This window comes from Lactobacillus ultunensis DSM 16047, assembly GCF_001436305.1.
Classification (GTDB): Bacteria; Bacillota; Bacilli; order Lactobacillales; family Lactobacillaceae; genus Lactobacillus; species Lactobacillus ultunensis.
The window spans coordinates 1-12,550 of record NZ_AZFO01000027.1 but is presented as its reverse complement, the minus strand read 5'-3'; the positions used below and the strand labels follow the sequence as shown (position 1 = coordinate 12,550).

Here is a 12,550-nt window from a genome sequence, read left to right as displayed (position 1 = left end):
AGCTTGTTGTAAAATAAAAATGATTACGATATGAAGTTAAAGAAAAGGAAACTGCTATGAAAAATATTCCTGTTGTGATGATTATTTTTGGTGGTAGTGGTGACTTGGCTCACCGTAAACTCTACCCAGCTTTGTTCAATCTTTATGAACAAGGTTTGATTCATGATAATTTTGCTGTTATTGGTACAGCTCGTCGTCCATGGTCGCATGAATATTTGCGTGAACAAGTTGGGGATGCGGTTCATGAAACTCACGATCAAGTAAATGAAAATGATTTAAAAGATTTTGCTAGCCACTTTTATTATCAATCTCATGATGTAACTAACGTTGAACACTATGTAACTTTGAAAAAGTTGGCACAAGAGCTTGATGATCGTTACTGTGCTCATGGCAATCGTCTCTTTTACATGGCCATGGCGCCAAGATTCTTTGGTACGATTGCTACTCACATTAATGATCAACATTTAACTGGCAGCGGTTTTAATAGGATCGTGGTAGAAAAGCCATTTGGTCATGATCTTGCTTCAGCGGAGGAATTAAATAAAGAAATTACTGCCTCATTTGATGAAGATGATATCTTTAGAATTGATCACTATCTTGGTAAAGAAATGGTACAGAATATTATGCCGATGCGCTTTTCTAATCCATTGATCAAAAATATTTGGTCTAGCGAATATATCAAGAATATTCAGGTTACTTTAGCTGAACGTCTTGGTGTAGAAGCCCGTGGTGGTTATTATGATACTTCTGGTGCTTTGCGCGATATGGTACAAAATCATATTTTCCAGATTATTACTTTGCTTGCCATGCCTGAACCTAAAGATATTGCCTCTACTAGCATTCACCAAGCTAAACAAGATTTGCTAAATAGCTTAATTATTCCATCTCCAGAAGATGTGAAAAAGGATTTTGTACGTGGGCAGTATTTAGGTAGCGATACTACTTTTGCATATAAACAAGAACCTAATGTTGATCCTAATTCTATGACTGAGACTTTTGTTGCTGGTAAAGTCAAATTTAAGAAAGGTCCAATTGCAGGCGTTCCAATTTACTTTAGAACTGGTAAGGAATTTAAAGAAAAGAAGAATCGCATTGATATTGTATTGAAACATATCAATAATCCATATGGTCAGGCTCACTCTAACAACATTACTATTGAGATTGACCCAACTAGCAAGATTTATATCACGATTAATGGTAAAAAGATTGATGTACCAGGTATTCGTCGTGAAGATTTAACTTATGCTTTCTCCAAGGAAGAAATGGCTAAAGTACCTGATGGTTACGAACGTCTTTTGCATGATGTTTTTGTCAATGATTCAACTAACTTTACTCATTGGAGTGAATTGAAACGTTATTGGGAATTCATTGATGCTGTAGAAGAAGCTTGGCAAATAGAGAATAAATCAGATAATCCTAATGTTGTTCAATACTTGCCATATAGAATGGGACCAAAGGAAGCTAACAATATCTTTGAGTCACCAACTGAACATTGGATTTATGAATAGAGAAAATTTATTGCCGCAAAATGACATCCATCGCCGGATTATTCATCTGGATATGGATGCTTTTTACGCTTCTGTAGAAACTAAACGTCATCCGGAATATCGTAAAATGGCCTTGATTGTTGGCCAAGATCCGCGAAAAAATAATGGTCATGGGGTCGTGGCAACCTGTAATTATGAAGCACGCAAATATGGCGTCCATTCTGCGATGGCTGGAATTCAAGCAGTACGTTTGGTTCCGAAAGAAAAACTGGTCTTTGTTAAACCTGATTTTGCTACATATCGTGCGGTTTCAGCGAAGATTCATTCTTTTATGCATGAAATTACTGATCAAGTGGAGTCTGTTGCGCTGGATGAGGCTTATCTTGATGTGACGCATAATAAAGTGGGACAAGAATCCACAGTGCAATTAGCTTTGGATTTACAAAAGAAAATCCGCCGAGAAGTCGGGCTTAATTCTTCTTTTGGTGTTTCTTACAATAAGTTTTTAGCCAAAATGGGTTCAGAATATGCTAAACCGTTTGGTCGAACCGTGATTTTGCCAAGCGAAGCTAAGCGATTTTTGGGGATGCAAAAAATTGAAAAATTCCCAGGTATTGGACCTAAAACGCAAGAAGAACTACACAAAATGGGAGTTTATACTGGAGCTGACTTGCAGAAAGTCGATGTTTTAGTTTTATTGAAGAAATTTAAAAAGATGGGTTACTTTTTAGCTCAACATGCACGTGGCATTGATTTGCGTCCAGTAATTACTGATTCTGAGGTTAATCGAAAATCGATCGGAATAGAGCGAACTTACGAACCAGCAATTTATTCACGCGATGAAGCTTTAAGTAAAATGCGCAATTATTGTAACTATTTGGAGACAAAATTAAAGAAGCGTAATTTTCGTGCGACTACCGTAGTTTTAAAGTTACGTGATAACGATTTTGTGACAGTTACTAAGCGACGCAAGCTGCATCATCCTAGTGATGATCAATTGGATTTTTATGATGTAGCTAAGGATCTTTTTGATAGCACAAATGGCTTTTTAGAAAAAGGTATTCGTTTGCTAGGAGTGACTGCAACTGATTTTGAAAAAGAAAATTATCAGCCAATTAATTTGTTCGATTATTAATCAAGCGGCTTTTTCTGTTAAACTAGATACAGATATTTTTTAGAAGACGAGGGAAAAACAATGAGTAGTTTTGACGATATTTATGAAAAAATCTTACAATACCCAACTATTATCTTGCACCGTCATACCAGTCCAGACCCAGATGCAATTGGTTCACAAGCTGGTCTTGCACGTGCTTTAATGGAAAAATTCCCAGACAAGCGCGTTTTATGTGCTGGTGAAAATGACGAAGGCGACTTAGCTTGGATCAATCACATGGATGAAGTTAAAGCAGCCGATTATCAAGGCGCATTAGTAATTACTACTGATACTGCTAATACACCAAGAATTTCAAACAAACTTTATGATCAAGGTGACTTTTTAATCAAGATTGATCACCATCCAGATGTTGATCCATACGCAGATATGAGCTATGTAGATCCAGATGCTCCTGCTGCAAGTCAAATCATTGTAGACTTCTTAAATGAAGAAGGCTTCAAGATCACTAAGGAAATCGCCTACCCACTTTATGCCGGAATTGTCGGTGATACTGGTCGTTTTATGTATCCAGAAACTTCAGAGCATACTTTTAAGGTAGCTGCACAATTGGCTGCAACTGGCATTAATATTACCGAAATTGCTAGAAATATTGCGGATGTAACATTTGACGAAGCTAAACTGCAAGCTTTAGCAATGGATAAGATGGAAATCAACCCAGTTGGTGCAGCTTACACGATTATTACTCAAGCTGATTTGAAGAAGTTAGGCTTGACTGATGATCAATCTAACTGTGCAGTTTCAACTCCAGGACGTATCAAGGATGTTTTGGCTTGGAACGTATTTGTAGAAAAGCCAGATGGCACTTACCGCGTACATTATCGTTCAAAGGGTCCAGTTATTAATGAACTTGCTGCTAAGCATGATGGTGGTGGTCATGCATTAGCCAGTGGTGCTAACGCTAAGGATTTGGACGAAGTAAAGCAAGTATTTGCTGAAGTCGTTGAAGTAACTAAGAAGTATAAAGAAGAACATGAATAATATTTTTGAAGATTCCAGAATTAAGCCTGCTATTCAAGAAGGTCTAAAGAAGATTCATTTTAATAAGCCAACAAAGGTACAAGAAAAAGTTATTCCTGCTATGCTTTCTGACTTAAGCGTGATAGTTCAAGCTGCAACTGGTTCAGGCAAGACGCATGCATACTTAGTGCCAATTTTTAATGAAATTGAAGAAGACGCTCATTACGTACAGGCAATTATTACTTTGCCTAGTCGAGAATTAGCAGATCAACTTTATCAAGTAGCACGTGAATTGAGAAATGCGTCGGGGATGCACTTTTCGATTGCCCACTTAGCTGGTGGTACTGATCGTGAAAGACAACTAGAAAAGTATGAAAATCGTACCCCTCAACTAGTAATTGCGACTCCTGGTCGTCTGCTTGATTTTGTACAAAAAAAGGTCTTTGCCGTTGATCAAATAAAGACTTTTGTCATTGATGAAGCTGATATGACGCTGGACATGGGCTTTTTGTCTGATATTGATCAGGTAGCTGCTAAAATGCCTAAAGAAGTACAAATTGCTGCCTTTTCAGCTACAATTCCAGTTAAATTGGCTAACTTTTTACGTAAGTACATGGCTCACCCAGACGAAATCGTCATTGATAATCCAGCAGTTATTGCGCCAACAATCAAGAATGATTTGCTCGATATTGGTTCTAAAAACCGTAAGAGCGTGCTTTACAAGCTATTAACTATGGGTCAACCATACTTAGCTTTGGTTTTTGCCAATACAAAACAAACTGTTGATGAGTTAACTAGATATTTGCAAGATCAGGGCTTAAAGGTAGCCAAGATTCATGGTGGCGTAACTGAAAGAGAACGGAAGCGGACTCTTCGTCAAGTTGAACAGGGACAATTCCAATACGTAGTCGCCAGCGATTTAGCTGCGCGTGGTTTGGATATTGACGGTGTCAGCTTGGTTATCAACTATGAGATTCCAAGAGACATCGAATTTGTGATTCACCGGATCGGTCGTACTGGTAGAAATGGTTTGTCTGGTCATGCCATAACTTTGATTCGTGAAGAAGAAATGAACCGTATCGAAGATTTGGAAAAGATGGGCGTTCATTTTGACTTTGTTGAAGTTAAAAATGGTGAATTAGTTCCGCGTAAGCATTATCGCAGTCGTGAAAATCGTCAAGGTAAGAATCGCAAACTTGATACTAAGTTGGTAGGCTACGTTAAGAAAGAAAAGAGAAAACGTAAGCCTGGCTACAAGAAGAAGATCAAACGAGCAATTCAGGAAGATAATCGACAAAAACGCAAGCTTGAACAACGTCATGAAATCAGAAAGGCTAAGCGTTTAAGAAAACGTCGTCGTGAGCAAGGGCGTTGACAGACATTAATTTTGTAGTACAATTATTTTCAGCTTAAGATATGTTTTTTAGTTAATTATTTCAAAGAGAGAGCCGAATAGATGGGAAGGCTTAATAATGGCTAAGGAATGCTCCTTTAAGTTTAATAATTAAGAATATTAAGAGGTAACAAACACTGTTGCAATCAAGGTGGTACCGCGCGCGGAGCGTCCTTGAATATCGCAATGGTGTTTTTTATTTGTTTTCTAGGGAGATAAAGGTTAATGAAGAAACTAAATAGTTCAGAGTTTCGTCAAATGTTCTTAGACTTCTTCAAAGAACATGGTCACATGATTATGCCAAGTGCATCACTTATTCCACAAGACGACCCAACTCTTTTGTGGATTAACTCTGGTGTTGCCACTATGAAGAAATATTTTGATGGTTCAGTTGTGCCAAAGAACCACAGAATTACTTCTTCACAAAAGTCAATCAGAACTAATGATATTGAAAATGTTGGTAAGACTGCACGTCACCAAACTTTCTTTGAAATGTTGGGTAACTTCTCAGTAGGTGACTACTTTAGAGATCAAGCTATTCCTTGGGCTTGGGAATTCTTAACTAGTCCTAAGTGGTTGGGCTTACCTAAAGATAAGCTTTACTGTACTGTTTATCCAAAAGATGTAGCTTCACAAAAGGTTTGGGAAAAGGCAGGTATGCCAGCTGACCATATTGTTAAGCTTGAAGATAACTTCTGGGATATTGGTGAAGGTCCATGTGGTCCTGATACTGAAATCTTCTACGACCGTGGTCAAGAAAACAACGATGTTGCTGAAGATGACCCAGAAAACTTCCCAGGTGGTGAAAATGCTCGTTACCTTGAAATCTGGAATATCGTATTTTCACAATACAACCACTTGCCAAATGGTAAATATGTTGATCAACCACATAAGAACATCGATACTGGTATGGGTCTTGAACGTGTGCTTTCAATTTTGCAAGATGCCCCAACCAACTTTGAAACCGACTTGTTCTTGCCAATTATTCACGCAACTGAAGAAATGACTCCAGGCAAGAAGTATGGCGTAAACAAGGAAGACACCACTGCCTTCAAGATTATTGCCGACCACGTTCGTGCCGTAAGTTTTGCCATTGCTGATGGTGCTCTTCCATCAAACTCAGGTCGTGGTTATGTTTTACGTCGTTTGATTCGTCGTGCTGACTTGAATGGTCAACGTTTGGGCATTAAAGGCGCATTCTTATACAAGCTTGTCCCAGTTGTTGGTAAGATTATGGAAAGTCACTACCCAGAAGTTATGGATCAACGTGGCTTTATCGAAAACGTAATTCAAAACGAAGAGGAAAGATTCCAATCAACTCTTGATACTGGTTTGTCATTGCTTGCTGATTTGATCGATAAAGCTAAGAAGTCTCCAGACAAGACTATCTCAGGTAAGGATGCCTTCAAGATGTTCGATACTTATGGTTTCCCATATGAATTAACCTTTGAATCAGCTCAAGATGCTGGCCTTAAGGTTGATAAGAAGGGCTTTGATGCAGAAATGCAAGCTCAAAAGGAACGTGCACGTAAGGCTCGTGGTGACTTGCAATCAATGGGTCGTCAAGACGTAACTTTGATGAACATCAAGGACAAGTCAGAATTTGAATATGGCGTTTACGAAGAACCACATGCTAAGTTGGTTGACATCGTTGTTGACGATAAGTTAGTTGACAAGGCTGATGGTGAACACGCAACTTTAGTATTTGATAAGACACCATTTTATGCAGAACGTGGTGGTCAAGTTGCCGATCATGGTAATATTTACAACCAAGATGGTGAATTAGTAGCTAAAGTTACTGATGTTCAACATGCTCCAAACGACCAAAACTTGCACTTCGTTGACCTGATCTTGCCAGTAGAAAAGGGTCAAGAATATGTCTTGAAGATTGACAAGGAACGTCGTGAAGGTTTGCGTCACTCTCACTCAGCAACTCACTTGTTACATGCTGCTCTTCGTCAAGTATTAGGTGAACACACTCACCAAGCTGGCTCATTAGTTGATCCTGACTATTTGAGATTTGACTTCACTGCTATGGAACCAATGACTCCACGTGAAATTAAATCAGTTGAACAATTAGTTAACCAAAAGATTTGGGAAGCAATTCAAGTTAAGACTACTATCACTACTCCAGAAGAGGGTGAAAAGATGGGTGCCTTAGCATTGTTTGACGGTAAGTATGGCGACAAGGTTCGTGTTGTTCAAATGGGCGACTTCTCATCAGAATTCTGTGGTGGTACTCACGTAGATAACACTAACCAAATTGGTATCTTTAAGATCACTTCAGAATCAGCTGTTGGTGCCGGTATGCGTAGAATTGAAGCCGTAACTTCTAAGAAGGCTTACGAATACTTAGCAAATCGTTCAAGCTTGCTTGATGATATTCAAGAAGACGTTAAGGCAACTAAGCCAGACAACATTATTGATAAGATCGATTCACTTGAAAGCGACTTGCACGAAAGTCAAAAGCAAGTTGAAGCATTAAACAAGAAGATCAACCAAGCTAAGGCTGGTCAAATCTTTGATGATGTAAAACAAGCTGGTGACTTAACTGTTATTGCTACTATTGCAGATGTAAACAGCATGAACGATTTGCGTGAACTGGCTGATAACTGGAAGAGCAGCAATAAATCAGATGTTTTGGTATTAGCTGCTAACAATGATGGCAAAGCAAATATGATCATCAGCTTAGATAAAAAGGCACTAGACAGGGGTCTTAAGGCCGGCGACTTGATCAAGAAGGCTGCTCCAATCTTTGGTGGTGGCGGCGGTGGTCGTCCTAATATGGCTCAAGCCGGTGGTAAGAAACCTGAAGGTTTGAATGACGCTATCAAGGCAGTAATTGACGAAATTTCTAAGAACTAAGAATTAATTAATTGTGTTTAAGCTTTTTTTCAAGTAAAATTGTTGACAGGAGGAATAAATATGAGTTCGCTAGATAAGACGATGCATTTTGACTTTAATCAGAATAAAGGGAAAAATGTTTATGACACTCTGCAAGATGTTTACAATGCGCTTGAAGAAAAGGGCTATAATCCTATCAACCAGATTGTAGGTTACTTACTTTCTGGCGATCCTGCTTATATTCCACGGCATAATGATGCCCGTAATTTGATTCTTAAGCACGAACGTGACGAGATTATTGAAGAACTTGTTAAGAGTTATCTTGGTAAGAATAAATAATGCGCTTATTAGGTTTAGATGTAGGTTCTAAAACTGTGGGAGTAGCCGTTAGTGACGAACTAGGGATTACTGCGCAAAAATTAGAAACTATTCATATTGATGAGACCAAATATAATTTTGGAATGCGTCCATTGAAGAAATTGGTTAGACAGTACGATCCAGATGGTTTTGTATTAGGCTTACCTAAGAATATGGATGGTACTTCTGGAGCTTCGGTTGCTCGAAGCAAAGCTTACGGCAAGCGTCTTGAAGATAAATTTGGTTTGCCTGTGCATTATTCTGATGAAAGATTGACAACGATTGAATCGCGGCGAGTACTTGTGGAAGATGCTGGTATTCATGACCGCAAGAAACGTAAACAAGTGATTGATCAGATGGCAGCGGTGCTCATCTTGCAAAATTATTTGGATTTACACCGAAAGGATTAAAATGGCAGCACAAGTTAATGGTGACGATGAAGATCGTCAAATTACTTTGATCGATGATCAAGGTAACGAAGAATTGTATGAAGTATTATTTACTTTTCATTCAGATGATTACGACAAGTCATATGTGCTTCTTTATCCAGCCGCTGTTGGCGATGATGAAGATATTGAGGTACAAGCTTTTAGTTACGATGCCGATGATGCTGGCGATGTAACAAGCAGTGACTTGCATGAAATTGAATCTGATGACGAGTGGAACATGGTTCAAGGAGTTTTGAATACTTTCTTAAACGATGACCGCTTGAGTGGTAAGTAATAAAAAAAGGACTGGCTGTGGCTGGTCCTTTTTATTAGTTTTGGAAAAATAGAAATAACGATGAATAAAAAGATTTTAAAAATTTTAGAGTTTGGCGAAATTACTAAACGCTTGAGTGCTTTAGCGATTACCGAACCTGCCAAGAGGGAGGCTGAGGCGTTAAGACCAAGTGGTGATTTCGACCAAGTACAAGTAGAATTGAAGCAAACTTTGGCATTGGCTGATCTACTTAGAATTAAGGGGCAGCTTCCTTTAACGGATTTCAAAGATGTTCATCCTAGTACCAAGCGTTTAGGGGTGAAAGCTAACTTAAATGCTAAAGAATTAGGCAACTTATTATTGGTCTTAAGTTTGGCTAAGGAAATCAATAATTTCTTAGAAGATCTTGATGATGACAAAATTAATTTGTCCGCAATTGAGCCAATTCTGGATCAATTAGATGTTCCTGATCTTCTTTATAGGGAATTAAAAAAGTCTTTAGACTATGATGGTGAAGTATTGGATACCGCTTCTAATGCTTTAGCTCGTTTGCGTCATGATATTGCCAGCAACGAGGAAGAGATCAAAAATAAAATGTCTGCTTATACTAAAGGTAATAGCAGTAAATATTTATCTGAACAGATTGTGACCATTCGTGATGACCGCTATGTTATTCCGGTTAAGCAAGAATATCGGGCAAAATTTGGTGGAGTTGTTCATGATCAAAGTGCAAGTGGGCAAACTTTATTTGTCGAACCAGAAGCAGTTTTAAATTTGAATAATCGTCAGCAAAACTTAATTGCTCAAGAAAAGCAGGAAATTCGTAATATCTTGAAGCACTTGTCTAGTTTAGCTAGGGAAGAAATTGAAAGCTTGAACAATATTGCGACTGCTTTAACTAAGCTGGATTTCTTGCAAGCTAAGGCTAAATTGGCAAAGGAAATGAAGGCAAGTGAGCCACAATTAACTCACGATCATTCTTTGAATTTGCGTAATGCACGGCATCCGTTAATTGATCCTGAGAAAGTTGTACCTAATGATATTCGTCTAGGTGGCGACTTTGATACCATGCTGATCACGGGACCTAACACTGGTGGTAAGACTATAACTTTAAAAACAGCAGGTTTATTGCAATTGATGGCTCAATCGGGCTTATTTATTCCTGCAGAGGAAGGCAGCAAGGTTGGGGTCTTTGAAGAAGTATATGCCGATATTGGGGATGAACAGTCAATTGAACAATCATTGAGTACATTCTCATCACATATTAATGACATTATTGCCATTATGAAAAATGTAAATAAAGAGACCTTGGTTTTAATCGATGAAATTGGTGCCGGAACTGATCCAGAAGAAGGTGCAAGTTTAGCCATTAGTATTTTGGACTTCTTGCGTAAGAAAGATGCCAAGATTATGGTTACGACGCACTATCCTGAATTGAAACTTTATGGTTATAATCGTCCACGAACCACTAATGCTTCGATGGAATTTGATTTAAAGACCTTGTCACCAACATATCATTTACAAATTGGTATTCCAGGTCATAGTAATGCTTTTGCGATTGCGCGTCGGTTAGGGATGCGTGAAGATGTAGTTAAAAATGCACAAAATTTGATGTCAGATGAAGATTCTGACATTAATAAGATGATTGCTAAGTTAAATGCTCAAACTAAGGCAGCAACAACTGCACGTAATCATTTGGAAACTAGCTTAGATCGTAGTGAAAAACTAGAGCAAAAATTACAACAAGCACTTGATTGGTACAATCAACGTGTACAAAAGCAACTTGATTTTGCTCAAGAACGAGCCAATGAAATTATTGCCAAACGTCGTAAAAAGGCTGATCGAATTATTGAACAGCTTGAGAAACAAAAGAATGTTGGCGTAAAAGAGAATAAGATTATTGAAGCCAAGGGTGAGTTAAATACTCTAGAGCGTCAAGCTAATAATTTGGCTCATAATAAGGTCTTACAGCGTGAAAAACGTCGGCATCATGTAAATGTAGGTGATCAGGTAAAAGTCCTCTCGTATGGTCAAACTGGGACGATTACTAAGAAATTATCTGAGCACGAATATGAAGTACAGATGGGGATTATTAAAGCTAAGGTTAGTGATCGTGATATTGAAAAGATTAGTCAAAATAATTCCAGTTCTAAACCTAAACGTTTAGTTCGAGCTACTAGCGCAGTGAGAAGAAGTAATGCCCATAGTGAACTAGATTTACGTGGTCAACGTTATGATGAAGCGATGACTAATCTAGATCGTTACATTGATTCAGTTTTACTTGCTGGTTTGGGTACGGTAACTATTATTCATGGTATTGGTACCGGTGCGATTAGAAAAGGCGTATGGCAATACTTGCGTAATAGCAAGCATGTTAAGCGATTTAATTATGCACCAGCCAATGAGGGTGGTAATGGTGCCACGATTGTAGAATTGAAATAAGCAATTCACTTGCAAAAAGTAAGTAGACCTCATATACTTATAATATAAAGATTAAGAAAAACATTTATGCGAGGTAATAATATGGTTGATGCAATTAATGATCAAAATTATGAAGAAGAAACTAAAGACGGCGTGGCTTTAATTGATTTTTGGGCAACCTGGTGTGGTCCATGTAAGATGCAATCACCAGTAATTGATCAATTATCAGAAGAACGTCAAGACGTTAACTTCTATAAGATGGATGTAGACCAAAACCAAAATACAGCTAAGAATCTTGGAATTATGGCTATTCCAACTTTAGTAATCAAAAAAGATGGTAATATTGTTGACCGCCTTACTGGTTACACCCCAAAGGAAAAGTTGAACCAAATCTTAGATCAATATGCTGGCTAATTAAATTTTTTAAGGCATTTATTGAATGAATTCATTCGGTAAATGCTTTTTCTATTATATTTGTGCATAAGCATGATAGATATCTAGTTTCTTTTCATTTTTATCTTCTTTGATGCTTAATAAATATTTACAGATAATCAAATTAGTAGAAAATCCCTCTTGGTTAAAAAATTTTAAAATGGGTCGCAAATTATTGTTTAAAGGATGTGCGTGTTCCGCCTTGAATAAAAAACTAATCCATTTAGATTGAAGAGAAGTTGAATAGAGAATATCATTATTGGCTTCTTTGCTATTTAATATTATTCCTTCTTGAGTTAAAAGAATTTTTTGCTTTTTTATTTTGAATATAATTACATAATCTAAATTATCCTTAAGGTATTTTTGCATTAAAATTGGGTTCGTATTATTAAAATTCCTGACCTGGGCAAAGTCTGGTTGCGAATAGGTAAAGCTATTTGTGACCAGATTTTTATATTCAGCAATAATTTCTTGTTGGTGTTGGATTCGTTTTTTAGCATCGTATAAATAGGCAATTTGTTCTTCAATGGATTTATTTGCAAGTTTTAAATTTTTTTGTAATAAATCCGTTTGCCCAGTTTGAGCATCTTTGATCATAGATAGAGAAAAATTCATTTTTTTTAAGTTAATGACATTACTAATGGTAATGATATCTTTAACATTATATTGACGATAACCGTTCGGCAAACGATGTGGTGCGATTAATTTTTGTTCTTCCCAGTAGCGAATCTTAGAAGTATTGATGTTGAATAAATCACTTATATACGCGTGGTGCTAGTTAAA

11 protein-coding genes are annotated in these 12,550 nt (G+C 37.5%); 10 read left to right on the top strand and 1 reads right to left on the bottom strand.

Going from position 1 to position 12,550, the window contains the following annotated elements:
- The first annotated feature begins 56 nt into the window (after nucleotides 1–56).
- From zwf to trxA, 10 genes are all read left to right on the top strand, one after another.
- Nucleotides 57–1,508, top strand: coding sequence for a glucose-6-phosphate dehydrogenase (gene zwf / locus FC57_RS07930; protein WP_007126923.1), 1,452 nt, complete (start codon nucleotides 57–59; stop codon nucleotides 1,506–1,508).
- Complete coding sequence (gene dinB, locus FC57_RS07925) at nucleotides 1,501–2,622, top strand: DNA polymerase IV (protein WP_007126924.1); 1,122 nt, start codon at nucleotides 1,501–1,503, stop codon at nucleotides 2,620–2,622. The genes zwf and dinB overlap by 8 nt, the downstream gene beginning before the upstream one ends.
- Nucleotides 2,623–2,682: 60 nt before the next feature.
- Nucleotides 2,683–3,639 carry a DHH family phosphoesterase gene (locus FC57_RS07920; protein ID WP_007126925.1) on the top strand — a complete coding sequence of 319 codons (957 nt, stop codon included), beginning with the start codon at nucleotides 2,683–2,685 and terminating at the stop codon, nucleotides 3,637–3,639.
- On the top strand, nucleotides 3,632–4,993 hold the full coding sequence (locus FC57_RS07915; protein WP_007126926.1) for a DEAD/DEAH box helicase: 1,362 nt from the start codon (nucleotides 3,632–3,634) through the stop codon (nucleotides 4,991–4,993). Before FC57_RS07920 ends, FC57_RS07915 begins: the two co-directional genes overlap by 8 nt.
- Nucleotides 4,994–5,236: 243 nt before the next feature.
- Nucleotides 5,237–7,876, top strand: coding sequence for an alanine--tRNA ligase (alaS, locus tag FC57_RS07910; protein ID WP_007126927.1), 2,640 nt, complete (start codon nucleotides 5,237–5,239; stop codon nucleotides 7,874–7,876).
- A 60-nt stretch (nucleotides 7,877–7,936) separates the two neighbouring features.
- Nucleotides 7,937–8,194, top strand: a complete 258-nt coding sequence (locus tag FC57_RS07905; RefSeq protein ID WP_003549189.1) for an IreB family regulatory phosphoprotein — start codon at nucleotides 7,937–7,939, stop codon at nucleotides 8,192–8,194.
- Complete coding sequence (gene ruvX / locus FC57_RS07900; RefSeq protein WP_007126928.1) at nucleotides 8,194–8,622, top strand: Holliday junction resolvase RuvX; 429 nt, start codon at nucleotides 8,194–8,196, stop codon at nucleotides 8,620–8,622. Before FC57_RS07905 ends, ruvX begins: the two co-directional genes overlap by 1 nt.
- Before the next feature lies 1 nt (nucleotide 8,623).
- Complete coding sequence (locus FC57_RS07895) at nucleotides 8,624–8,935, top strand: DUF1292 domain-containing protein (RefSeq protein ID WP_007126929.1); 312 nt, start codon at nucleotides 8,624–8,626, stop codon at nucleotides 8,933–8,935.
- A gap of 60 nt (nucleotides 8,936–8,995) precedes the next feature.
- Nucleotides 8,996–11,356: an endonuclease MutS2 gene (locus FC57_RS07890; RefSeq protein ID WP_007126930.1), complete on the top strand. Its 2,361-nt coding sequence runs from the start codon at nucleotides 8,996–8,998 to the stop codon at nucleotides 11,354–11,356.
- An 81-nt stretch (nucleotides 11,357–11,437) separates the two neighbouring features.
- A complete protein-coding gene (trxA, locus tag FC57_RS07885; protein WP_040530057.1) occupies nucleotides 11,438–11,749 on the top strand; it encodes a thioredoxin in 312 nt (103 codons plus the stop codon).
- Between the two features lie 54 nt (nucleotides 11,750–11,803).
- Here trxA and FC57_RS07880 read toward each other — a convergent pair whose 3' ends face one another.
- Nucleotides 11,804–12,529, bottom strand: a complete 726-nt coding sequence (locus FC57_RS07880; RefSeq protein ID WP_081445827.1) for a MerR family transcriptional regulator — start codon at nucleotides 12,527–12,529, stop codon at nucleotides 11,804–11,806.
- Between the last annotated feature and the right edge of the window lie 21 nt (nucleotides 12,530–12,550).

Bases quoted from the DNA above. Each gene is read 5' to 3' on its own strand.
- zwf (WP_007126923.1), top strand. From the start codon at position 57: ATGAAAAATATTCCTGTTGTGATGATTATTTTTGGTGGTAGTGGTGAC.
- dinB (WP_007126924.1), top strand. From the start codon at position 1,501: ATGAATAGAGAAAATTTATTGCCGCAAAATGACATCCATCGCCGGATT.
- FC57_RS07920 (WP_007126925.1), top strand. From the start codon at position 2,683: ATGAGTAGTTTTGACGATATTTATGAAAAAATCTTACAATACCCAACT.
- FC57_RS07915 (WP_007126926.1), top strand. From the start codon at position 3,632: ATGAATAATATTTTTGAAGATTCCAGAATTAAGCCTGCTATTCAAGAA.
- alaS (WP_007126927.1), top strand. From the start codon at position 5,237: ATGAAGAAACTAAATAGTTCAGAGTTTCGTCAAATGTTCTTAGACTTC.
- FC57_RS07905 (WP_003549189.1), top strand. From the start codon at position 7,937: ATGAGTTCGCTAGATAAGACGATGCATTTTGACTTTAATCAGAATAAA.
- ruvX (WP_007126928.1), top strand. From the start codon at position 8,194: ATGCGCTTATTAGGTTTAGATGTAGGTTCTAAAACTGTGGGAGTAGCC.
- FC57_RS07895 (WP_007126929.1), top strand. From the start codon at position 8,624: ATGGCAGCACAAGTTAATGGTGACGATGAAGATCGTCAAATTACTTTG.
- FC57_RS07890 (WP_007126930.1), top strand. From the start codon at position 8,996: ATGAATAAAAAGATTTTAAAAATTTTAGAGTTTGGCGAAATTACTAAA.
- trxA (WP_040530057.1), top strand. From the start codon at position 11,438: ATGGTTGATGCAATTAATGATCAAAATTATGAAGAAGAAACTAAAGAC.